This window comes from Glycomyces tarimensis, assembly GCF_054776215.1.
The window spans coordinates 380033-403111 of sequence record NZ_BAAHCB010000001.1; the positions used below are offsets into that span (position 1 = coordinate 380033).

Consider the following 23079-nt stretch of genomic DNA (forward strand, 5'->3'; position numbering starts at 1 on the left):
CGCGTGTGCAACGACCTGCGAGCTACATGGTCGCGCCCGTGACGCCCATGGACACCGCTCCGGAGATCCACATGATGATCCAGAGCGCGAACCAGCTGCAGACGATGATGCCGAGCACCAGGCCGGTGATGGCCATGCCCTTGCCGCCGGCCTGGCCGGCGTTCGCCTTCTTGAGCCCGATGCCGCCCATGATCGCGGCCAGGATGGCGCAGACGAAGTTCACGAACGGGATGCAGAAGAGCGCTGCTCCGACGATGCCGAGCACCATCGAGGCGATCGCGAGGCCCTTGGGCAGCTGCTGCGGCGGCATGCCGCCGTACTGCGGGGCCATCGCGGGCGCCATGCCGGGCTGAGCGTACGGCTGCTGGGGCTGGCCGTAGCCGGGCTGCTGAGCCGCGTAACCGGGTTGCTGGGGGCTGTAGCCTCCGCTCTGGGGGCCGGGGGGCTGGGATCCGGGCTGGTTGCCGTACGGGTCGTACTGGAAACCGCCCTGGCCGGACTGGTCCGGAGGCGGAGGATATGACATCGCAGCAACACTCTCTGTTCGGGCGGTTGAGATAGGCGTTCACCATATACAACCCCTGCCACACCATTGAGGCAAGGGATGCTCGGGAAGGGGTCGGGTGGCCCCGGTCAGTTCGAATTCATCCATTCGGAGTTGACGTCGGACCAGATGAACACGGCGAGGGTCGCCACGACAATCGCCACGATGCCGAGGATGAGCCCCCACAGCGCCGCGTTCTTGTTGGTGGCCTCGCCCTTGTTGGCGCGTGAGAAGCCCAAGGCGCCGAAGATGACGGCGAGGATGCCGAGGATCCAGCCGATGCAGGGGATGAACAGGCCGCCCACGACACCGATGATGCCGAGGACGAGGCCGGAGGTGCCCATGCCGTTCTTGGGAGGCTGGGCAGGCTGCTGGCCGTGACCGGGAGGCGGGGGCGGCGGCATGTTGCCGGGCGGGTTGTTGGGATCGTTCGGGTTCGGCGGGACGGTCATGTTCTATGAACCTCCAGGAAGTCGGAAGATTGTGCTCGCGTTCACCATATCCGAGAGGTGCGACCTGCCGTGAACCGATTGCCGATCCACCGTCGAATTCACCAGACCGCTCAAGCGCTGCGGGGAATCGGCTTGCCACGCAATGCCATTCGTGCTCGACCCGCAGCTATGGAGTGTCCGGATCGGTCACTCCAGCGTCCAGACGCAGTCCCGCTTCGATTTATCCGACTTCCCACAGCCCGTCGCCGATGCGATAGGGCTCTCCGCTTCTTCGGGCGCTTCCTCCTCTGAGTCGTCGGGATCGTCAACGGCTCCACCCTGCGCGTCCGATCCGGTTTCGGTCGCTGCCACGACAGCCGATTCGGTCGGGACCACCGACGACGCGATTGCGAGACCCGATCCCGCAATTGCCGGCTTCCGGTTGCGGCTTTTCCGCCATTGGCTTTGGAAAGGACGGTCACGCCGAAGACCATCGCCAGAACGCAGGCGATCCAACCGAGGCAGGCGACATACGGAATCCAACTCGTCGCGGCACCGACGATGCCGAGTATCGGGGCGGTGGCACCCGAACCGTTCTGCGGTACGGGAGCGTTCGGCATGCTCCCGTACCGCTGGGGCGGGTATAGGCGATTGCCGAAGCGGTCGAATTCATCCGCAAAGGGGCCCGAAGGAATGCGATCCGACCACTGGCGGCGCCGTCGCGAACTAGCGACTCAGGATGCTGCCGCGCAAGATGATCAGTTCGGGTTCGCGGACGGCGGCGAGGTCGGTGCGCGGGTCGGTGCCGTAGACGACGACGTCGCCGAGGTCGGCGCTCAGGCCGAGCCACTCGCGGGCGGCCCACGAGGCCGCAGCGAGGACCTCGGCGGCGGGCATCCCGGCCTTGGTGTGCAGCAGGTGCATCTCCTCGGCGGCCAGGCCGTGGTCGATGCCGCCGCCCGCGTCGGTGCCGAGATAGACCGGCACGCCGGCCTCCCAGGCGGCGCGCACGACGTCGGCGAAGCCCGCCTTGAGTCGCCGCATGTGGTCGGCGTAGGTCGGGAACTTGGCGTCGGCGCCCGCGGCGATGTCGTCGAAGGTCTCGATGTTGATCATCGTCGGCACCAGGGCGGTGCCTTGAGCCGCCATGCGGTCGAGCAGCTCGGCCGAGAGCCCGGTGCCGTGCTCGATGGAGTCCGCCCCGGCCTCGACGACACAGGCGACGGCCTCCTCGGAGAAGGTGTGCACGGCGACCTTCGCGCCCTCGGCTTGGGCGGCGTGGATGGCGGCGGTCAGAATCTCGGGTTCGAAGCTCGGCGCGAGATCGCCCTTGCCGCGGTCGATCCAGTCGCCGACGAGCTTGACCCAGCCGTCACCGAACTTCGCCTGCCGGGCCAGCTCGGCCACGGCCTCCTCGGGTTCGCATTCGATCCCGATGCCGCGCAGGTAGCGCCTGGAGGCGGCGACGTGGTGCCCGGCGCGGACGAGGCGCGGGAGGTCCTTCTCGCCGACGAGCTCGGGATAGGGGTAGGGCGAGCCGGCGTCGCGGATGGCCAGCACGCCGGCGTCGCGGTCGGTGCGGGCCAGCGAGCGGGCCTCGTCGAGCGATTCGATCGGCGCGGCGCCGCGCCGGATGCCGATGTGGCAGTGGGCGTCGACCAGGCCGGGCAGCGCGTAGCCGCTCGTCGCGACGGTCTCGGCGCCCGCGACCGGTTCGAAGGTGATCTTGTCGCCCTCGACGTAGAGGTCGCGGACGGTGTCGTCGGGCAGCCAGACCACCCGCAGGTGAAGGGCGCCCATGATCACTTCTTCTTTTTCTGCTGCTTCATGAACTGGTCGATGTCGATGTCGGGCAGATCGGCCTGGTTCATCTGCGAGAGGTCCGGCATCTCGCCGGGCGCGCCGGAGGGCAGCTGCGGCATCCCGCCGGGACGGCCGCCGCCGCGGCGCACGACCTTCTTCTTGCCCTTCTTGCCTTTGCGCTTGCCGTAGGGCGACTTGGTGGCCTTGCCGCCGCCGCCCCCGGGCAGGCCCATCGCGCCGGTCATCTGACGCATCATCTTCTGGGCGTCCTTGAAGCGGGTGAGCAGCTGGTTGACCTCGGAGACGGTCACGCCCGAGCCGTTGGCGATGCGCAGGCGGCGCGAGCCGTTGATGACCTTGGAGTTGCGCCGCTCCTCGGGCGTCATCGACCGGATGATCGCGGTGGTGCGGTCGATCTGCTTGTCGTCGATCGACTCGATCTGGTCCTTCATCTGGCCCATGCCCGGCATCATCTTGAGGATGTTGCCGATCGGCCCCATCTTGCGGATGGCCTGCATCTGGTCGAGGAAGTCCTCGAGGGTGAAGTCCTCGCCTTCGAGGAGCTTCTGGGTCATCTCCTCTTTCTGCTCGGTCTCGAACGCGGCCTCGGCCTGTTCGATGAGCGTGAGCATGTCGCCCATGCCGAGGATGCGCGAGGCCATCCGGTCGGGGTGGAAGACGTCGAAGTCCTCGAGCTTCTCGCCGGTGGAGGCGAACAGGATCGGCTGACCGGTGACGTGCCGGACCGAGAGCGCGGCGCCGCCGCGGGCGTCGCCGTCGAGTTTGGAGAGGACCACGCCGGTGATGCCGACGCCGTCGCGGAACGCCTCGGCGGTGGTGACGGCGTCCTGGCCGATCATGGCGTCGATGACGAAGACGACCTCGTCGGGCTTCGTGGCGTCGCGGATGTCGCGGGCCTGCGCCATCATCTCCTCGTCGATGCCGAGGCGGCCGGCGGTGTCGATGATCACCACGTCGCGGCCGGCCTTCTTGGCCTCGTCGATGGAGTCGGCGGCGACCTTGATCGGGTCGCCGACGCCCGAGCCGGGCTCGGGCGCGTAGACCGCGACGCCGGCGCGCTCGGCGATGATCTCCAGCTGGCCGACGGCGTTGGGCCGCTGGAGGTCGGCGGCGACGAGCAGCGGCGAGTGGCCCTCGCCCTTGAGGTGCTTGGCGAGCTTCCCGGCGAGGGTCGTCTTACCGGCGCCCTGGAGGCCGGCGAGCATGATGACGGTGGGGGGCTGCTTGGCGTAGTTCAGCCGGCGCGTCTCGCCGCCGAGGATGCCCACGAGCTCCTCGTTGACGATCTTGATGATCTGCTGCGTGGGGTTGAGGGCCTTGGAGACCTCGCTCCCCTTGCACCGCTCCTTGACCTGAGCGATGAAGGTCCTGACCACAGGGAGGGCGACGTCGGCCTCGAGCAGCGCCAGGCGGATCTCGCGGGCGGTGGCGTCGATGTCGGCTTCGGTCAGACGGCCTTTGCCGCGGATGGACTCGAAGATTCCCGACAAACGTTCTGACAAGGCGTCGAACACGGGCGAACCTCTCGGTGGTGTTTGAGCAGGGTACTCATACGAGCTTAACGGTCATACCCGGAAAGGCGAAAAGGGCGGCCGCTCAGCCGTGAAGCCGAGCGGCCGCCCGCAGGAGAGACGATGCGGGTCCCTAGGCCTCGATCTTCTCGGGCGTGTCCGCCTCGGAGATCGGAGCGGTGGTGATGGCCTCGCCGTTGACGGGCAGGTCGTAGCCGGCCTCGCCGTGCTGGGCCGCGTCGATGCCCGCGAGCTCCTCGTCCTCGCTGATCCGAACGCCCATGGTGGCCTTCAGGATCAGGCCGATGACGAGCGCCACGACGAACGAGTAGGCGACCACGGCCATGACCGCGAGGGTCTGGTTGGCCAGGAAGCCGAAGTCGCCGCCGTAGAAGACGCCGCTGGTGCCGTCGGTGATGTCGCCGAAGGCGAACAGGCCGACCGCGATGGAGCCCCAGATGCCGGCGACCATGTGCAGGCCGACCACGTCGAGCGAGTCGTCGTAGCCGAGCTTGTGCTTCAGGCCGATGGCCAGCGGGCAGATGAGGCCGGCGACGGCGCCGACGGCGATCGCGCCGAGCGGCGTGACCAGGCCCGCGGCCGGGGTGATGGCGACCAGGCCGGCGATGACGCCGGAGCAGGCGCCGAGCACCGACGGCTTGATGCCCCGGATGCGGTCGACGACGAGCCAGGCGAGAATCGCGGCGGCGGTGGCGACCTGCGTGTTCAGCAGGGCGATGCCGGCGATCGCGTCGGAGACGAAGGCCGAGCCGGCGTTGAAGCCGAACCAGCCGAACCACAGCAGGGCGGTGCCGATCACGACCAGGGGCAGGTTGTGCGGCGCGAAGTTGCCGTCCTTCCAGCCGACGCGGCGGCCGACGACCAGGGCCAGGGCCAGGGCGGCGGCACCGGCGTTCGCGTGGACCGCGGTGCCTCCGGCGAAGTCGAGCACACCGAGCTCGCCGATCCAGCCGTCGCCCCACACCCAGTAGGCGACGGGGGCGTAGACCAGGACCACCCAAACGGTGGCGAAGACGACCCAAGCGGAGAACTTCATGCGGTCGGCGACCGCGCCGGCGATGAGCGCCACGGTGATGATGGCGAACATCATGCCGAACGCCGACATGGCACCGGTCGAGACGCCGGCGTCGTCGACGCCGAGCTCGGTGACGTAGCGCAGACCGAACGCGGAGCTGACGTCCATGCTGAAGAACTGGTTGCCGGAGCCGTCGCCCAGAGCGATCGACTCACCGACCAGGACCCACACGATGCTGGTGGTGCCGATCGCGACCAGGCACTTCATCATCATGTTGATGACGCTCTTGGCCCGCGTCAGGCCGCCGTAGAACAGGGCAAGGCCGGGCGTCATGAGCAGAACAAGGGCGGCTGAGATCAGGATCCAGGCGTTATTGCCGGTATCGAGCTCGGGCATGGCCGCCTCCTCTCTCCAGAGATTGGGTATGTTGCGGGCTTCAGGTCTTCCGGCGTTTCGAGGGGAGCGGCGCTGCTCGGGGGTAGGTGTCACGCGCCGACCGAAGGGCCGTCATGGCCCGGCGAGCCTCCTCGAAGCGAGGCGGCGAGCGGCCGGCGCGTGATGCTCCTACCTACCGGAGTCATGTCAGCTTCACCGTGACGTGTTACGCGACCCGAGCCTCCGTGTTAAGAAGTTGTCGCGAAAGATTTCCAACGTGTGAACTCCTGCTCACGGCGGTTGCGGAGGCCGCTACGGCAGGCGCGGCAGTGGCGAACGGGGCTTGAGTGACGGTTTCCCGGCTCGCCCCTTGCGCGCCGGACGGCGGGCGATCCACTTCCGCGCCATGACCTCGTCGTTACCGAATCGTGTCCCTGGAGAGACGCTGTGCGGGCACCGTTACCCACGTTGCTGACGATGCCAACTACGCTGGCACAAGTGCATCGGGCGCGTCCGGCCCCGGGTCGCAGCCGAGCGCCACGGCGGCGGCCTCCCCCACATCCCGGTGCGGCGTGGCGAACAACCGCAGACTAGAAGGTGACCGACCGCAATGAGCGCTGAGCCGAAGAAGGCAGCCAGCATATGGGATGTGGCCAAACTGGCCGGCGTCTCGCATCAGACCGTCTCACGGGTCGTCAACGGCTCGCCCCGGGTCGCCGCCGACACCCGCGACCGGGTGCTGGCCGCGATCACCGAACTGGGCTACCGGCCGAACCGCCTGGCTCGGACCCTCGCCGGAGGCGCCGCCCAGTCGCTGACCGTCCTCACCGCGGACACCTCCCTGTACGGCAGCGAGGCGTCCCTGAGGGGCATCGAGAAGGCCGCCCGCGCCGCGGGCTGGAGCGTCTCCATCTCGGTGCTCGACCCCGCCGAAACCCACTCCGACGCCGACATCGTCGCCCGTCTACCCAGGGCCGGCGAGCCGACGATCGTCATCGCGCACGACGAGCCGGGCATGCGTGCCCGCCGCACGCTGCTGGCCGCGCAACCGCAGGCGATGGTCGCCGTCGGCGAGTACACCGGCAAGGAGTTCGACGAGCCGTGGCTCATCGGCCTCGACGACGGCTCGGTCGCCGGCGAGGCCACCCGGTATTTGCTCGAACTCGGACACGAGACCGTCCACCACCTCGCGATCCCCACGGCGGTCGGGACCGAGGCCGACCGCAAGTCGCACCGGGCCGAGGGCTGGGAGGACGCCCTCCGGCAGGCCGACAGGCGCGTCCCGCCGATGGTGGTGTCGGGATGGACGATCCCGGAGGCCTTCGAGGCGGTGCGGCCGCTGGTGGCCGACGAGTCGGTCACCGCGATCCTGTGCGGCAACGACGACCTCGCCCTCGCCGCGCTCCGCGCCGCGCACCTGCACGGGCGCAGCGTCCCGGGCGACCTCAGCATCATCGGCTTCGACAACGCGCCGTTCGCGGCGTACACCACGCCGGCGCTCACGACCGTGAACCAGGACTTCGAGACCGTCGGCAAGGGCGCGTTCGAGCTGCTGCGGCACCGCCTCGACAGCTCGATTCCCAAACCCGCGCCGGCGTGGCAGGCCCCGGAGCTCATCATTCGCGAGACCTCGGGGCCGCCGCCGCGTTAGGGGCGCTCCCCGGTCGGTCGAATGGCCCGACACCGGCCCGCACGGCCGGTGTTCCCGGGCGCCCGGATGCGAGACTCTGGTCATGATCCAAGGATTCAAAGAGTTCCTGATGCGTGGCAACGTGGTCGAGCTGGCGGTCGCGGTGGTGATGGGCGTGGCCATGACCGACCTGGTCGCCTCGTTCGGCGATGCGTTCCTGCACCCGCTCATCGCGCTGGTCACCGGCGGCGCGGAGATCGGCGGCGGCTTCACGGTCAACGACGTCGTGTTCCCCTACGGCGCCTTCCTCAACGGGCTGTTCGTGTTCTTCCTGACGGCCTTGGCGGTGTACTTCGTGATCGTGCTGCCGTTCAACAAGCTCCGCGAACGGATCATGACGCGTGAAGAAGAGGCGAAAGTGGAGCGCGAGGAGCAGATCGTGCTCCTGGAGCAGATCCGCGACGCGCTGCGAACGGATCGAAGCGCATAGCCGCGACGCGCTGCGAGCGGCTTGGGACGCACGGCCGCGACGGTCTGACCGAACCGCGCCGTCGGTGGAATCGGGGCCGGTTCTCGGTGGCGCGGACCGGCGATCGGGTAACTGTGGACTGACGCTCTTGCGGCGGTCGCACCCGCGTGGGAACGTGAGCTGCAGTTGCATCACCGACCGCAGAGGAGCGGTGCACATGCCGATCTCGATTCCCCTCGGAGCGCCCATATGGGTCGACTCGAACACCCCTGATATGGCCTCCGAACTCGCCTTCTACACGAGATTGTTCGGTTGGACGACGTTCGACAGCGGCGAGGAGTACGGGCACTACACCGAGTTCTGCCTGGGCACCAGCGTCGCCAACGCCCGCGCCGTGGCGGGTATGGCCCCGAACCAGTCCGACCAGCGGGACAAGCCCGCGAGCTGGGGCGTCGCGTTCCGCGTCCAGGACTGCGTCACGACCGCCGTGGAGGCCGAGAAGCTCGGCGCGAACGCGATCACGCGCCCGATGCGCGTCGGCGACGATCTGGTGTACGCCAGCATGCGCGACCCCGACGGCGGCGTGTTCGGCCTGTTCGAACCGCTGAACGACGTCGCGGGCTTCATGGCGTACGGGGAGCCGGGCGCCGTGGCGTGGTGCGAATACGTCTTCGACGGCGTTCCCGCCGAGGCGATGCAGTTCTACGCCGAGCTGCTGGACTGGTCGCTGGTCGTTCCCACCGAGCCGATCGGCGGCTTCCAAGCTTCGCCGCGAGCGGAAGACCCGGACGATCCGGCGCCCTATGTCGATCTGCGGGTCCGCGGGGCGGGGAGCGGCTTCGGCGGCTGCCATGCCGCGTCGGGCCCCGAGACCGAGTTGCCGCCGCAGTGGGTGGTGTGCTTCGGCGTCGAGTCGGTCGACCGCGCCACGGCCCGTGCGGTGGACCTGGGAGCCTCGGTGGTGCTGCCGCCGGGCGATGACGCCGACCGGCGCAGCGCGACGCTGACCTCACCGACCGGCGCGCTGTTCGGCATGATCTCGGAGGTCTGAGGGCCGGGTCGCCGGCCCGGCCGCCTACCGCTTTCGAAGGCGTGAACGGAATCCGCCCTGTTCCGCCGAAACCGGTGGAAGCCCTGCGAACGTCGTACCCGCATGCCACGGTGGCGTTGTCCAGCGAACCATAACCGCGAAGGAGTGGTGCACATGCCGACATCGATCGCGCTCGGAGCCCCGATCTGGGCCGACGCCATGACCTCCGAGCTCGAAAAGGACGTCGAGTTCTACAAACGGCTCTTCGGATGGGAGGCCCGCGACTTCGGCGAAGAATCCTTCAACTACCACGATTTCCGCAAGGACGGCCGCGAAGTGATGGGTCTGTGGCCCGCCCCGCCCGACCAGAGCCCGAGCCGGACGCTGACGCTCTACTTTCACGTCGCCGACTGCGACAGGTCGACCGCGCGCGCCGCGGAACTGGGCGGCGCCGTGATCACCGAGCCCTCCGACGTGGCCGGCTCGCTCCGGTACTCCGAGATCGACGACCCCCGCGGAGCCCGGTTCGGTCTGATACAGCCGTACGAGGACGACACGGGCTTCAAGGCCTTCGGCGAGGACAACGCCGTCGCCTGGGTCGAGTACGGCTACGACGGCGTCCCGGCCGACGCCATGCGGTTCTACGAAGACCTGCTGGGCTGGACGGTGACCACCCCGCCGTGGGAGAGCCCGGACAATCCGCGTCCGTACGCGGCCCTGCGCCCCGCCGGCGGCGAGAGCGAGTTCGGCGGCTGTCACGGCGACGAGGTCGATCCGGAACGGCCGGCCGAGTGGCACCCGCTGATCAGGGTGTCCGACATCGACCTGGTCTGGACTGCCGCGGCCTCGCTGGGCGGCTCGACGATCGGGCGGCCGATGGAGGCTCCTGGTTCGCGGATCGGGGCCATCACCGCGCCTTCGGGCACGATCCTCTCGATCGTGCAGTACATGGACTTCAGCGTCTAGTAAGCGGCAAGGAGACCGCCGCCATGACGGCCAGCGTCATGGCGACCATCGCCGCGGCCGGGGCGAGCGTCGCGAAGGGCGCGCGTTCGAGATAGGGCATCGATCGCGCCAGGCTCGCGCCCCACTCCGGTGAGTCGGCCCCGGCGCCGAGCCCGAGGAAACCGAGCGAGGCGATCCCGAGCGCCATGCCGGGCAACCGCAGACCCGCGTGCGCCGCCAGCGGGCCGACCGTCAGCGGCAGCACGTGCTTCCTCAGCATCCACAGCGGGCCGGCACCGAGCGCCCGCCGCGCCTCCACGTGCCCGGCCGCGCGGGCCTGCGCCACGAGCTCGGCCGCGTGCGCCGCGAGCGGGGGCCAGGAGACGGCGGTGACCGCCAGGACCGCCCCGAACTGGCCGCGCCCGAGCGCCACCACCACGAGGATGCCCGCGATGGCGATCGGGAACGAGTTCACCGCCTCGGCGAGCGGGTGGGCCAGGCGCGGAGTGAAGCCGAGCGCGAGCGCGACGAGATAGGCGAGCGCGCACGCCGCGAGCGCCGCCCCCACGGTCCACAGTGTCCCGTGTCCGAGCCTGGCGAGGACGTCGCGCCCGAGCGAGTCGGTTCCGAGCGGCTGCGACCACGAGGGCCCGGCGAGGCGTTCGGCGGTGGCGACGCCGTCGGCCGCGCGGGCGAGCCCGAAGGCCACGGCGACGAGGAGCGGCCCGGCGGTGGCGGCGATCCAGGCGAGCCCGCGGCCCCGGCTGCCCGTGGCGGGCGGGGCGAGCGGTGCGGCCTCGGCCTTCGCGGGTGCGCCGAGGCGTCGCGACGCGATATGGGCGAGGACGCCGCCGGTGAAGCCGAGTCCGATGAGGATCGCCATGCAGGCCTGGAGGGTCGGCAGGTCTTGCGCGTCGGCGGCGGCCAGCGCGGCTCGTCCGAGCCCGGGGATCGCGAAGATCGTCTCCACGGCTACGGCGCTGCCGGTGGTGCTGACGGCGACGATGGCGATCTGCGGGAGCAGCGGCGGAACGGCGCGTTTGAGCAGGCCGCGGACGATGCGCGAGCGGCGGTAGCCCGAGGCACGCCACTGGCGCACCCAGTCCTCTCCGGCGGTGGCGCCGATGGCGTCGCGGCCGAGCCGCGCCAGGACGGCGCCGCCGGGCAGCCCCATTGCGAGCGCGGGCAGCACCAGGTGGGCGGGCGTGTCGAAGCCGTAGACGGGCAGCAGGCCGGCCCAGGCGGCGAGGACGGCGATGCCGAGGGTCGCGATGAGGAAGTCGGGCAGGGCGACGAGCGCGGCGACGGCGACGCCGCGGGCGCGGCCGGGGCGGCCGTCCGCGGCGCGGCGCAGCGCCGGAGCGCAGGCGCTCGCGACGACGGCGAAGGCGACGATGAGTGCCGCGCCCATGACGGTCAGGGAGACTCCGAGCGCCGGGACGACGGTCTCGGCGACGGGCCGTCCGTCGACCCATGACGTGCCGAGGTCGCCGCGGGCGAGGCCGGTGAGCCAGTCGCGCAGCAGTGGCCACGGGCCGGCGTCGAGGCCGAGGTCGGCGCGGACGGCGGCGAGGACCTCGGGAGTGGATTCGCGTCCGGGGTAGCGGGCGCGCAGGACGGTCAGGGCGGGGTCGCGTTCGGCGATCCAGGGGAGGAAGCCGATCGCGGTGACGACGGCGAGGAGCGCGGCCGCCCGCGCCGCGACCGCTTTGAGGTGCACGCTAGTCGACGGTGGTCGCCGCGGTGATGATCGCGAGTTCGCGCGGGTCGGCGGCGACGTTGGCGACGCGGTCGGAGACGCCGATGACGAGGCGCTCGTGGGCGACGGGGACGACGGCGGCGGTGGCCAGGACGGCGGCCTCGGCGTCGAGCACCGCGCCTTGGCGGTCGGCCGCCGTGGCGATCGCCGCGACCGCCTCGTCCACGGCCGGGTCCTGGAGTCGGGAGACGTTGAAGCCGCCGCCGCTGGTGAAGTCGCTCTCCAGGTAGGTGTAGGCGTCGCCGGAGTCCTGGACGACCGAGCGGGACATGAGGAACGCGTCGAAGGCGCCGGCGAGCATGTCGGGCTCGATGTCGTTGTAGTCGCGCACCTCGGTCTCGACGGCGAAGCCGGCCGCTTCGAGCTGGGCGGCGATGACGGTGAGCGTCTCGGGCAGTTCGGCCCGGTTGGCGTAGGTGGCGAGGGTCAGCGTCTCGCCGGCGGGTTCGGTCGCCTCGGGCAGGGTGTGCTCGCGGTGGTCGGCGGCCCAGGCGAGGGCGGGCCCGAACAGGCCCTCGGGGGCGTCGGCGCGGCCTTCGTAGATGTCGTCGACGATCGGGGCGGGGTCGATCGCGGCGGCGACGGCGGCACGCAGGCCGGGGTCGGCGAGCGGGCCGTCGGCGGTGTTGAGGTAGCAGCTGACGGTCCTGGCGGTGGGGGCGTCTTGGAGCCGCTCGGGGTCGAGGGTCTCGATCTGGGCGTAGGGGACGGCCTCGATGACGTCGGCTTCGCCGGAGCGGAGAGCGGCGACGCGGGTGGCGGCGTCGGGAACGTAGTCGGCGGCGAAGCCGTCCATGGCGGCCCGCTCGCCCCAGTAGTCGTCGTGGCGTTCCATGACGGCGCCGGTGGCGGTGGCCTCGGCGATGGTGAACGGGCCGGTGGCGTGGCCGATGGGGTCGACGGCGTCGCCGGCGAAGGCGGCGGGGGCGAGGATGGCGAGCTGGGGGCTGGAGAGGCGTTGGGGCAGTAGGGGATCGGCTTCGGCGGTGGTGACGTGAACGGTGAGGTCGCCGGCGGTCTCGGCGGCGAGGCCGAGGCCGTCGATGACGCGCGGGACGGCGGCGGCTTCGGCCGCGGCGTTGAGGGACCGGGCGGCGGCTTCGGCGTCGAGGACGGTGCCGTCGTGGAAGACGACGTCGTCGCGGAGCGTGAACTCCCAAGTGGTGTCGTCGATCCGGGTCCATGCGGCGGCGAGGCGCGGTCCGGGGGTGCCGTCGGCGTCGAGGCCGACGAGGGTCTCGGTGACGGCCCAGCGGGTGAGGAGGAAGGCGTCGTCGGAGTGGGGCGAGAGGCCGGCGGCCGGGGCGAGGGCCATGGCGATGGTGAGGCGTTCGGAGGCGGCCGAGTCCGGGGAGAAGCAGCCCGCGCCGGCGAGGAGGCCGCCGAGCGCGAGGGGCGCGGTGGTGCCGAGGAGGGTGCGGCGATTCAAGGGCATGGAGTGACCTTCATCTCTTATCGCATATTCTTTCTTATTGCAAACTGCATGCAATAATGGCACGCATGTCGAGTACCGCAAGCCTGCGTGGCAATAGAGGTGTGAACGGTTACGTTGTCCGCCAGGCACAGCCCGAGGATCTCGCGCAGGCGCGATCGGTCATGCTCGACACCGTGTACCGCGACTTCGGGCACGGCTACCTGCCGCAATGGCACTCCGACATCATCGACATGGAGTCGTTCTACCTGGCGCCCGAGGACAATGTGCTGTTCGTGGCCGAGCGGGACGGCGCGGTCATGGCGACCGCCGGCGTACGGGGCCAGACGCCGACCTCCCCGCCGCACCCGATCGAGGTCGCCTCGCGCTTCGAGGTCGGGCACACGGCGAGCCTGTACCGCGTCTACGTGCGGCCCGAGCACCGCAGGCGCGGCCTGGCGGGCGCACTCGTGGACGCCTGCCTGGACTTCGCGGCCTCGCGCGATCGGTACACGGCCGTCTACCTGCACACCGACGCGCGCACGCCCGGAGCGGTGGAGTTCTGGCAGACGCGGGGGAAGATCGTCTACGACGAGCGCGCCGCCGACGAGGACGCGCGGCACGATGAGCGCGCGGTCGCGTTCGAGACCGTGCATTTCGAGCTGGTCTTGGACCGCTAAGGACGCAGGCGCCGTCCGATCCGCAGGCGGTTCCCGTCGGGATCGCGCAGTTCCACTTCGCGCGTCCCCCATGCGGTGTCCTCGGCGGCGGCGCCGAACTCGGCGGCGACGGCGTCCACGTCCCGCACGAAGAGATACACCGACCCCTCCCTAGGGGCGTCGCCCTCGTGCTCGGAGAGGAAGAGCCGCATCTGGCCGCGGGCGATCTCCATGAACGCCGGGAACCCCGGCTCGAAGCGGTGGACCCACTGCTCGGTGAAGCCCATGCGCTCGTACCACGGCAGCGCGGCCGCGGCGTCCTTGACCTTGAGGAGGGGGACGATCTGTTCGTTCATCCGCTCATGATCGCAGCGGGGACCGACACCGGCGCCCGTGATCGGGCATCCTCCGAGCGCACACGGCCGAGGGGCCGTCCCGGCGGCTGGGGCGGCCCCTCGGCGCTCAATCGAGTCCTGGGCTGGAGACGGTCCTTATTCGCGTGCGGCGATCGCCTTGTCCGGGTGGTCGCTGAAGACCGCGTCGACGCCGAGCTCGTAGAACAGCTCGTACTCGGCCTTGTAGCGACCCCACTTGCCGGCCTTGTGGCCCTTGCGCAGGTCCGCGGGCAGGAAGGTGTTCTCGCTGCGGAACGTCCACACGTGCACCTGGAGGCCGCGGTCGTGGGCGCGGTCGACGACGTCGGTCGGCTCGAGCAGGTAGCCCTCGGCGTCGCGCGGGATGATCCGGTCCTTGTTCAGGCTGATCGTGTCCAGCGTGTCGGCGTACAGGTCCAGGTCGGCGTCGGAGATCTCGCCGGAGCCGCCGATGTTGAGCCCGACCGGGTTGTCGATGCGCTCGTCGATCTCGACCAGGCTCGGGTACTCGAAGGACTGCACCCACACCGGCGAGTCCTCCTCGTCGAGTCCGCGCTCCTCGAGCAGATCGGCCAGGGCGTCCTCGATGCTCAGCCCCATCGCCTTGTAGTAGCCGGGGTGCTTCATCTCGGGGTAGGTCACGACCTCGCGGTCGAGGGTCGCGACGTAGTCGAGGACCTCGTCGTAGGTGACGAGCTGGAACTTCCCGTCCCACTTGGCGCTGCGCGGGCGCAGCTCCGGGATGCGCTCTTCGGCGCGGAGGGTCTTGAGTTCGGCGAGGGTGAAGTCGTCGGCGAACCAGTCGGTGACGGGCCGGCCGTCGATCGTCTTGGTGGTCTTGCGGTCGGCGAACTCGGGGTGTTCGGCCACGTCGGTCGTGCCGCTGAGCATCGGCTCGTGGCGGGCCAGCAGTTCGCCGTCGGCGGTGAGGACCAGGTCGGGCTCGATGACGTCGACCCCGAGGTCGACGGCGAGCTCGTACGCCTCCAGCGTGTGCTCGGGGAGGTAGCCGCTGGCGCCGCGGTGGGCGATGACGATCGGCTCGTCGGACGGCTCGTGGCGGGGCTTGGCGGCGGCGGGAGCGGAGGCCGCCGCGATCACCGCGGCGGCGGCGGTGATCGCGGTGAAACCGCGAAGGAGTGCGCCCTTTCGGGACATTCGCTGCATCCTCTTCGGTCGGGGACTGGGGATCACCAGTACACCGGCCGAGGCGGTCGGGCAGCCTTCCCGGCTGTGAACGTCGACTGAACGCTCGTGGAAATCGGCCCGTCAGTCCCCCGCTTCGTCGAGGCGGTCGTGCCAGGCGCTCATTTGGCGGTGAGCAGTTGCGAGGCGGCCAGGTCGCGGTAGAGCTCGTCGTGCTCGACGAGTTCGGCGTGCGAGCCGACCGCGCGCACCCGCCCGGCGTCGAGCACGACGATCTGGTCGGCGCTGGTGACGGTCGAGAGCCGGTGCGCGACGACGAGCACGTTGGTGCGCTCGGCGGCGTCGAGCATGACCTGTTTGAGCGCCGCCTCGTTGGTGGCGTCGAGCTGCGAGGTGGCCTCGTCGAGCAGCAGCAGCCTCGGCTTGCGCAGCAGCGCCCGCGCGATGGCCACGCGCTGCCGCTCGCCGCCGGAGATCGTCATGCCCCGGTAGCCGATCGGCGAATCGAGCCCGTCGGGGAGGCGCCCGACGAGGTCGGTGAGGCGGGCGAGCTTGACGACGTCTTCGATCTCGTGCTCGGTGGCGTCGGGCGCGGCCATGACGAGGTTCTCGCGCAGCGTCCCGTGCAGGACCGGCGCGTCCTGCTCGACGTAGCCGATCATGCGGCGCAGGGTCGCCAGCGGCCATTCGGAGACCTCGCGGCCGTCGACCGTGACCAAGCCGCTGGTGGCCGGGTAGAAGCGTTCGATGAGCGAGAACACCGTCGTCTTCCCCGCGCCGGAGGGGCCGACGAGCGCGGTCAGGCCCGTGCCGCTCGAGGCGAAGGTGACGCCGTGGTGGACGTACGGCAGATCGTCGGCGTAGCGGAAGGTGACGTCCTGGAACGCCACCCGAGCCGGGCCGGAGCCGGTCTCGATCACGGTGCCGTTCGTCGGCGCCTCGGCGTCGAGCTCGGCGACGTCCTCGATGCGCTTGACGGCGGCCAGGCCGGTCTGGAGCTGCGAGAGCGAGGCGACCAGGCCGTTGACCGGTCCCATGAGGTAGAACAGCAGCAGCAGGAAACCGATGAGCGTGCCGACGTCCATCGCTCCCGAGGCGACGCGGGCGCCGCCGACGCCGAGGACCATGAGGAAGGCGATGTTGATCGGCAGCCATGCGGCGACGCCGGCCAGCCCTTCCCACAGGGACGCGCGGACGCCCTTGTCGCGGGCGCTCGTGGCGGCCTGTTCGAGGCGCGCGATCTCGTACTCCTCGGCGCTGGACGCCTTGACGGTGCGGAAGGCGCTGAAGATGCGCTCCAGCAGCGAGCCCATGTCACCCAGGGCCTTCTGTGAGTCCACTGTGGCGCTCTGGATGCGCGGCATGATGAACATCATCGTGACGGTCACGAGTACCACCATGGCCATGGTGGTGCCGAACAGGATCAGGTCGAGCCAGGCCATGAGGGCGATGCCGCCGATGAGCATGAACGAGTCGGTGACGCCGCCGATGACGGTGGTGCTGGCGACGGTGCGCAGGAGGTTGGTGTCGGAGGTGAGTCGCGAGACCAGGTCGCCGGGGCGCAGTCGGTCGACCTCGGAGACCTGGAGTCGGACCAGCGTGCCGATGAGGCGCTTGCGCACGCTCAGGACGACATCCTGGCCGGCGATCTGCATGAGGTAGGGGCCGAAGGCGCTGAGGACGCCGCCGACGATGACGACGCCGGCCAGGAGCAGCAGCGGATCGCGCAGGGACGTGTCGTCCGAGAGCGCCTCGATGATGTCCATGGCGATGAGGGGCTGGATCAGGCCGGTGATCCCGCCCAGGAATGAGAGCGCGCCGCCGATGAGGAGCAGGCGCAGGTGCTGGCGGGCGTAGGTCCACAATCGCGAGATCGGGGCCTTCACCGGAGCGTCGGCGGCCGCGGTGGCGTCGGCCGCCGGTGCGGTCGCGGCCATGGTGCCGGTTTCAGACATGGGTGTTCCTCCGCTGGGTGTGGGCGGTTGCCATTGACGCTACCCGCGCCGTGCGACTCTCGCGTCCCACCAAGGTCGTAGAACGGCGTCCGCCTGGGGGCGTAAGACCGGGCGGGCCGGCTCGCCCGCTCTGGGGCTCGGTCCTGCCAGGGGGCCGCCATGACGAAGAGCCCGAAGGAGTCGTTGTCGAAAGGTGACTCCACCGATCACATCCGTGCGGTCAGGGAGCGCCCGCGGTCGGCACGGGCACGCCAGGCGATCATCCTGAAAGGAACGGCGTCGATGCCGCGCGGCGGAACGCGGATCATCGCCGTGCAGGGGCGGGTCACGTCGACCGCGCCCGATACTAGGCGAGTCGGATCGCCAGGCGGCTGTGCCGCTTGGGCACCACGAACCGGCCCTCGGCGCCGGGCCCCGCGTCGGACCGGTATGCCTCGATCTGAAGACGGCGTCCGCTGCGGGCCTCGCGGTCCCATGCGACGACCTGCCGCGCTATGCGCTGCGCCAGCTCCAAGCCGCCGGTCCCGTGCCCGCACACGCCGACCTCGATACCGCTCACATCGACGGCGCGCCGGCACGCCAGGTACGCGAACGCTCGGCCGTGGACGACCGCCGGATTGGCCCAGCGCAGGATGAGCCGGAGCTTCCCGTGATCCCCGAACGGCGCGCTCATGCGCCCGTAGCCGCTGAACGCGCAGGCCAGCCACAGCGACAACTGGGCCGTGTCCTCGCCCGGTGCGATGCGGACGCCCGTCCAGACGGTGGCGCCGCGCTGGTCGAGCACGCCGCGCGCCGCTTCGGCCTCGACCTCCGGATCGGCGTGGAAGGTGATGATGCGGCCCTCGGAGAGCTCGACGACCTGGCTCTCGTGCCGGCCGAGACCGCGCATGGGCATGAACCCGCAGGTGATGATGGACCGGCTGTGCATGACGCCTCCGGAGAGCTCGAAGGCGATCGAGTGCTCTGAGCTGCGAATCTGGAGCGGCGCGACGAGCCTGCCGCCCTGGGAGAGCTGGTCCCACCAGGCTAGCGGCAGGTCCCAGGTGGCGACGGTGACGATGACGCGGTCGTACGGCGCGCCGTCGGCCCAGCCGAGTTCACCGTCGCCGCGGACGACGCGGACTCGCTCGCACCCGACGGCCTCCAAGGCCGCGCGCGCCCGCTTGACGGTGTCGTCGTCGAGGTCGACGGTCGTCACCGAGCCACCCGGTCCGACAAGGGAGTCGAGCAGTGCCGCGTTGTACCCGGTGCCGGCCCCGATCTCGAGGACGCGGTGGCCCGGACGCACATCGAGCTGCTCGAGCATCTCGGCCACGATGGCGGGCTGCGAGGCGGAGCTGACGGGGTCGCCCTCGTGGTTGCGCTTGGTGACGAACACATCGTCGGAGTAGGCGGCCCGCAGCGGGGCCTCGGGCACGAACAGGTGCCTGGGCACGTCGAGCATCGCCTCACGCACCGGCGCGGAGCGGAGCGATCCGCGCTCGTGGAGCCGCTCGACGAGGCGGGCGCGACGCCGGCGCGCCTCCTCACCTGCGGTGTCCGTGCGATGACTCACGCTCTCAAGCGTACGTCCACCTTGGCGTGAACGCCTCCTCCAGATCGGTTCCCGGCGTGGCAGCGGCGTTCGTCGAGCATGGAGTGAGGGACCTGCCGCGGGGCACGCGGACGGCCCTCAGCGAAGGCCGGGCGGCCGGCTTTCGAGGAGCTTGCGGATCGGGCCGAGCACGACGCCGAGCGGGAGGTATTTGGCGGCGTTGTCGCGCAGCACCGCCGCGAAGCCGACGTTGTTGAACATCAGCGGCGCGAGCTGGCGGGAGTTGTCCTGTGCGGCCTCGACGCGGGGGCGCTGGGCCCGCTCGTAGCCGGCGAGGGCGTCGGCGACTCCGCCCGGTTCGCAGCGGGCGAGTCGGACGGCCAGGACCCACGCGGACTCCATGGCCATGCCGGCGCCGATGCCGGCGGTGGGCAGGAAGCCGGCGGCGGCGTCCCCGAGCAGACCGACGCGACCCGAGGACCATGTGGCGCAGCGGCAGTCGGTGAGCGGCCAGTAGTAGGACTCGCGCCCGTCGACGGCCTCGGCGAGGACGCGCGACATGCGCTCGCCCGCTTCGGGGATCTCGGTGCGCAGCCACGCGACGAACGCGTCGAGGCCGGTGCCCGAGTCGTCCCGCGAACCGCAGATGATGGTGCCGATCCGGTCCTTGACGGGATAGGTGCCGACGAGGGAGCCGACGCCCCAGAGCTCCTCGCCGAGGTCGGTGTCCTCGTCGGGGCCGGTCCAGACGACCCATCCGCCCCAGCCGGTGTCGTAGGCCTTGACCTGCTCGGGGGCGAGCACGAGGTCGCGGGTGCCGGAGTGCAGGCCGTCGGTGGCGATGACGGCGTCGAACTCGACCGTTTCGGCCTCGTCCTCGTCGCCGATCGAGGCGATGACCGCCTCGTCGCGCTCCTCGATGCCGGTGACGGTGAGCCGGTGGCTGACGGTCCCGCCGGGCGAGGCGAGGACCGCCATGAGTTCGCCGCGGCTGATGCCGCGGTAGTCGCCGTAGGTCTTGAGCAACTCGCCCATCGTGTACTCGCGCATGACCGAGCCGCGCCGGTCGCGGATCCGGTAGCGGTCCATGGACACGCTGCGGGCGACGTACTCGTCGGTGACCTCGAGCGCGGCGAGGACGGGATCGACGAGCGGCATGAGCGCGAGCATGTAGCCGCTGGGCGCGTCGGGACCGGCCCGTTCGATGAGGACGGGGTTGAGCCCTTGGCGGCGCAGCAGCTGGGCGAGCGTCAGTCCGGCGATGCCCGCGCCGACGATGAGCACTCGCAGGCGGTCGGCTCGCGAGGCCTCGACCTGCTCTTGTAGCGGAACCTGGCGCAGCACGGCTTCTCCCATTCCTTGGACCACTCGGTCCACTCGAATCTACCACGGTAGTGGACCGGCCGGTCCAAGGCATTGTTATCCTTGGCCGCATGGCGACACGTGGGACGGGCGTGCTGCCGCCCGAGCGGCGGCGGGCGCTGCTGGAGACGGCCGCGGCGGAGTTCGCCGAGGCCGGCTATGAGCGCGCCTCACTGAACCGCATCATCCGCGCCAGGGGCATGAGCAAGAGCTCGTTCTACCACTACTTCGACTCGAAGGAGGACCTGTTCACCGCCGTGGTCGCCGACATCGGAGCGGCACTGGTCGAGGCGCTCGGTCTGCCCGCCCCCGGCGACCTCGCCGAGGGCGACTTCTGGGCCCGCGTCGAGGAGCTCACCGCCCGGCTCGCCGGCGCGGCGAGAGAACGGCCGGGCTTCGCGACGCTGCCGAAACTGTTCTACCTCCCCGACGCCCCGCCCTCGCTCGCGAAGACCAGGGCCCTCATCGACGCCTGGATCGACGAGGCGCTCGAAGTCGGCCGCTCGGCGGGGGCGGTCGGCGGCGACCTCCCCGTCTCGTTGCAGCGCAGTATGGTCAGAGCGATGCTGTGGACGATGGACGAATGGTCGGTCGCCAATATGGACCTATTGAGCGGGGACGAACTCGAACGCCTCGCCGAGGCGGCATTCGCGGCGGTCAAGCGTCTGCTGTCCCCGAGCGGCTGATTCGCACGGCCAGAACCCTTAGACTCCAAAGGTATGGCGATTCGATGGACAGCGGCGTTCTTTGATTTTCCGCCCGAGGCCTTCGAGTCCGGTGTCGAGTTCTGGCTCAGGATCACCGACGCGACCCTCTCCCCCTTCGGCGGCCCTGAAGGCGAGTTCGCGATGATGATCCCGACCAGCGGCGACCCGTGCCTCGGAGTGCAGCGTCTCCAGTCGGGCGCGGTCGGCAACCACCTCGACCTCTACGTCGACGACATACGCGCCGAGGCCGAGCGGGCGTCGGCGCTCGGCGCGACGGTCAAGTCCGAAAAGGACGACATCGTGGTGCTCCTCTCCCCCGGCGGCTTGCCGTTCTGCATGCTCGACCACCACGGCCAATCCCAAGTCCCCGGGCCCGTCGAATGGCCCGGCGGGCAGCGGAGCATCGCGGACCAGATCTGCGTCGACGTGCCGGCGGCCCGCTTCGACCGCGAACACGACTTCTGGTCGACCCTCACCGGCCGGCCCCTCCTGCCGACGAAGCGCTCGGAGTTCAGGCGCCTCCAACGGCCCGAGGGCGCGCCGCTGGAGATCCTCGTCCAGAGCGTGGACGAGGGCGATCCGGACGCGTCGACACGAGCCCACATCGATCTGGCCTGCTCCGACATGGACGCCGAGACCGTGCGCCACGTCGAAAGCGGCGCCGTGCGGCTGGATCGCTTCGAGCACTGGCAGGTCATGCGCGACCCGACCGGCCTCGTGTACTGCATCACGGACCGAAAGCCGCGCTGACGCCCCGCGCGGCGAGGGGGAACCGCACCTCCGAGTCGTTCCGCGCGTCAGGCCTTGGTGGCGGCATAGACGGTGTTCGAGGCCCTGCCGTTGGTGAAGGGATTGTCGAACCAGACCCGCTTCGCGGTCACGTCGGTGAAGACCTGATCGAGCGTGGCGGTGAACTCGTCCTCGGGCGGGTCGTCCGACCAGATGGCGAAGGTGCCGCCGGGACGGAGGTGCGCGGACATGGCCCGCAGGCCATCGGGAGTGTAGAAGGCGGCGTGCGGGGAGTGCAGGACGCGCCGGGGCGAGTGGTCGATGTCGAGCAGGACCGCGTCGTAGGCGCGCCCGGGGTCGGCCGGGTCGAAGCCTTTGGCGCTCATCGCGGTCGCGAAGAAGTCGGCCTCGACCAGCTCCACGCGGTCGTCGTCGGCCAGGCCCTCGGTGTCGGGGAGCAGGTCCCTCCGATGCCAGTCGATGACCGCGTCGGAGTACTCGATGACGGTGAGCGTCTCGACGCGCGGGTCCTCAAGGGCCGCCAGGGCGGTGTAGCCCAACCCGAGGCCGCCCACGACCACGTCGAGGCGCTCGCCCGGGGTCCGCGCGAGGCCGATGTGCGCCAGCTCCATCTCGGCGACGGTGAACAGACTCGACATGAGGAACTCCTCGCCGAGCTTCACCTCGTACACCTCGGTCTCCACGGCCGGGTCGTACCTGCGGCGCAGGCTGATCTCGCCCATGGGAGTCTCCCGCCAGCCGAGCTCCTCGATTCGCGTCATCATCGCCCCATCGAACCATCCGCGCGGCGCCCGGCGTCGGCGGACTCACTCCGGAACGGTCGCTGCCGTCAACAGGTGGTTGCTCGCGCCGAGCAGTGACGGCTCGGCTTCGATGACGCGAAGGCCCTCGAGGAGGCGTTCACGGATCTCGGCGTGGTCGATGATCGCCTCGAGCTGCGGAATGTAGCCCGGGAAGCCCTGCACCGCGTACTGGTCCGGAACGCCCAGGCCCGCGTCGGCGAACTCGCCCGCGACCTCCCCGGGATGGTGCAGGTAGGCCGTGGTGAAGATGCCGTCGTCGAAATAGCGCAGGTCGCCTTCTTCGAGGACGCGCAGGCTCTCCTCGGCCGGGAGGCTGCGGGCCGTGCCGTCGGCGTTCCACAGCAGCCAGTCGCACCAGCCCGCGGTGCGGTTGATCGTCACCGCTGCCACCAGGCCGCCGCGGCGCGCCACGCGGCGCGCCTCGCGCAGGGCCGTGACGCGATGCTCCCGGTCGGTCAGGTGGTACAGCGGGCCCATGAGCAAGACCGCGTCGAAGGAGTCGCTCTCGCAGGGCAGCTCACGGGCGTCGCCGACCTTCGCCGCGACACCGGGCAGCCGGGCGGCCACGGCGACCTGGCTGGCGACGGGGTCGACCAGGGTCACCTTGTGGCCGTCGGCGGCCAGCCACTCCGAGTGGACGCCGGTGGCACCGCCGACGTCGAGGACGTCGAGGTTCGGTCCGGGAAGCAGGCGCCGCAGCAACTGCTGCATGCGCGTGAACTCGAGCCGGCCGCGCGCGTTCGCACGCAAACGCTCGCGCTCGCCGCCACGGTCGTAGTACGCCTCGATCTCCCGCTCGATCTCCCACCGGCTCATGGGGACGA

The 23079-nt window shown here is 70.4% G+C and carries 21 protein-coding genes; 7 read left to right on the forward strand and 14 right to left on the reverse strand.

Going from position 1 to position 23079, the window contains the following annotated elements; translation table 11 throughout:
- Window positions 1-22 precede the first annotated feature (22 nt).
- The 5 genes from ACYVK3_RS01825 to ACYVK3_RS01845 all read right to left on the reverse strand — a co-directional run bounded on the left by ACYVK3_RS01825 (window position 23) and on the right by ACYVK3_RS01845 (window position 5742).
- A complete protein-coding gene (locus ACYVK3_RS01825) occupies window positions 23-526 on the reverse strand; it encodes a DUF4190 domain-containing protein (RefSeq protein WP_460495527.1) in 504 nt (167 codons plus the stop codon).
- A 107-nt stretch (window positions 527-633) separates the two neighbouring features.
- Window positions 634-996 carry a DUF4190 domain-containing protein gene (locus ACYVK3_RS01830; RefSeq protein ID WP_460495528.1) on the reverse strand — a complete coding sequence of 121 codons (363 nt, stop codon included), beginning with the start codon at window positions 994-996 and terminating at the stop codon, window positions 634-636.
- A gap of 705 nt (window positions 997-1701) precedes the next feature.
- Window positions 1702-2775 (reverse strand): amidohydrolase family protein, encoded by a 1074-nt coding sequence (locus ACYVK3_RS01835; protein ID WP_460495529.1) that lies wholly within the window; start codon window positions 2773-2775, stop codon window positions 1702-1704.
- 2 nt (window positions 2776-2777) lie between these two features.
- Entirely contained in the window at window positions 2778-4313 is a 1536-nt protein-coding gene (gene ffh / locus ACYVK3_RS01840) for a signal recognition particle protein (RefSeq protein WP_460495530.1), read from the reverse strand.
- Between the two features lie 130 nt (window positions 4314-4443).
- Window positions 4444-5742 carry an ammonium transporter gene (locus tag ACYVK3_RS01845; protein ID WP_460495531.1) on the reverse strand — a complete coding sequence of 433 codons (1299 nt, stop codon included), beginning with the start codon at window positions 5740-5742 and terminating at the stop codon, window positions 4444-4446.
- A 589-nt stretch (window positions 5743-6331) separates the two neighbouring features.
- On the opposite strand from ACYVK3_RS01845, the gene ACYVK3_RS01850 reads away from it, so the two are divergent.
- The 4 genes from ACYVK3_RS01850 to ACYVK3_RS01865 all read left to right on the forward strand — a co-directional run bounded on the left by ACYVK3_RS01850 (window position 6332) and on the right by ACYVK3_RS01865 (window position 9816).
- Window positions 6332-7372, forward strand: a complete 1041-nt coding sequence (locus ACYVK3_RS01850; protein WP_460495532.1) for a LacI family DNA-binding transcriptional regulator — start codon at window positions 6332-6334, stop codon at window positions 7370-7372.
- A gap of 82 nt (window positions 7373-7454) precedes the next feature.
- Entirely contained in the window at window positions 7455-7841 is a 387-nt protein-coding gene (gene mscL / locus ACYVK3_RS01855) for a large conductance mechanosensitive channel protein MscL (RefSeq protein WP_460495533.1), read from the forward strand.
- A 196-nt stretch (window positions 7842-8037) separates the two neighbouring features.
- On the forward strand, window positions 8038-8871 hold the full coding sequence (locus ACYVK3_RS01860; RefSeq protein WP_460495534.1) for a VOC family protein: 834 nt from the start codon (window positions 8038-8040) through the stop codon (window positions 8869-8871).
- Between the two features lie 153 nt (window positions 8872-9024).
- Window positions 9025-9816 (forward strand): VOC family protein, encoded by a 792-nt coding sequence (locus ACYVK3_RS01865; RefSeq protein WP_460495535.1) that lies wholly within the window; start codon window positions 9025-9027, stop codon window positions 9814-9816.
- Here ACYVK3_RS01865 and ACYVK3_RS01870 read toward each other — a convergent pair.
- Both ACYVK3_RS01870 and ACYVK3_RS01875 read right to left on the reverse strand, forming a co-directional pair.
- Entirely contained in the window at window positions 9806-11515 is a 1710-nt protein-coding gene (locus ACYVK3_RS01870) for an ABC transporter permease subunit (protein ID WP_460495536.1), read from the reverse strand. The genes ACYVK3_RS01865 and ACYVK3_RS01870 overlap by 11 nt on opposite strands.
- 1 nt (window position 11516) lies before the next feature.
- Window positions 11517-12989, reverse strand: a complete 1473-nt coding sequence (locus ACYVK3_RS01875) for a periplasmic substrate-binding domain-containing protein (protein WP_460495538.1) — start codon at window positions 12987-12989, stop codon at window positions 11517-11519.
- Window positions 12990-13090: 101 nt separating this feature from the next.
- Here ACYVK3_RS01875 and ACYVK3_RS01880 point away from each other — a divergent pair, with 101 nt between their 5' ends.
- Complete coding sequence (locus ACYVK3_RS01880; RefSeq protein ID WP_460495539.1) at window positions 13091-13645, forward strand: GNAT family N-acetyltransferase; 555 nt, start codon at window positions 13091-13093, stop codon at window positions 13643-13645.
- Here ACYVK3_RS01880 and ACYVK3_RS01885 read toward each other — a convergent pair.
- The 5 genes from ACYVK3_RS01885 to ACYVK3_RS01905 form a co-directional block, all read right to left on the reverse strand.
- A complete protein-coding gene (locus tag ACYVK3_RS01885) occupies window positions 13642-13980 on the reverse strand; it encodes a VOC family protein (RefSeq protein ID WP_460495540.1) in 339 nt (112 codons plus the stop codon). The genes ACYVK3_RS01880 and ACYVK3_RS01885 overlap by 4 nt on opposite strands.
- 135 nt (window positions 13981-14115) lie before the next feature.
- Window positions 14116-15156 (reverse strand): PI-PLC domain-containing protein, encoded by a 1041-nt coding sequence (locus ACYVK3_RS01890; protein WP_460495541.1) that lies wholly within the window; start codon window positions 15154-15156, stop codon window positions 14116-14118.
- A gap of 149 nt (window positions 15157-15305) precedes the next feature.
- Window positions 15306-17099 (reverse strand): ABC transporter ATP-binding protein, encoded by a 1794-nt coding sequence (locus ACYVK3_RS01895; RefSeq protein WP_460495542.1) that lies wholly within the window; start codon window positions 17097-17099, stop codon window positions 15306-15308.
- A 346-nt stretch (window positions 17100-17445) separates the two neighbouring features.
- Window positions 17446-18654 carry a class I SAM-dependent methyltransferase gene (gene fxlM / locus ACYVK3_RS01900; RefSeq protein ID WP_460495543.1) on the reverse strand — a complete coding sequence of 403 codons (1209 nt, stop codon included), beginning with the start codon at window positions 18652-18654 and terminating at the stop codon, window positions 17446-17448.
- A gap of 117 nt (window positions 18655-18771) precedes the next feature.
- Entirely contained in the window at window positions 18772-19977 is a 1206-nt protein-coding gene (locus ACYVK3_RS01905; RefSeq protein ID WP_460495544.1) for an FAD-dependent oxidoreductase, read from the reverse strand.
- Between the two features lie 89 nt (window positions 19978-20066).
- Between ACYVK3_RS01905 and ACYVK3_RS01910 the strand changes: the two genes are divergently transcribed.
- Together ACYVK3_RS01910 and ACYVK3_RS01915 are read left to right on the forward strand one after the other, a co-directional pair.
- Window positions 20067-20681, forward strand: a complete 615-nt coding sequence (locus tag ACYVK3_RS01910; RefSeq protein WP_460495545.1) for a TetR/AcrR family transcriptional regulator — start codon at window positions 20067-20069, stop codon at window positions 20679-20681.
- Between the two features lie 33 nt (window positions 20682-20714).
- A complete protein-coding gene (locus ACYVK3_RS01915; protein ID WP_460495546.1) occupies window positions 20715-21452 on the forward strand; it encodes a VOC family protein in 738 nt (245 codons plus the stop codon).
- 47 nt (window positions 21453-21499) lie between these two features.
- Here the strand turns inward: ACYVK3_RS01915 and ACYVK3_RS01920 are convergent, their stop codons facing one another.
- Both ACYVK3_RS01920 and ACYVK3_RS01925 read right to left on the reverse strand, forming a co-directional pair.
- Entirely contained in the window at window positions 21500-22216 is a 717-nt protein-coding gene (locus ACYVK3_RS01920) for a spermidine synthase (protein ID WP_460495547.1), read from the reverse strand.
- 42 nt (window positions 22217-22258) lie between these two features.
- Complete coding sequence (locus ACYVK3_RS01925) at window positions 22259-23071, reverse strand: class I SAM-dependent methyltransferase (protein ID WP_460495548.1); 813 nt, start codon at window positions 23069-23071, stop codon at window positions 22259-22261.
- Window positions 23072-23079: the final 8 nt, after the last annotated feature.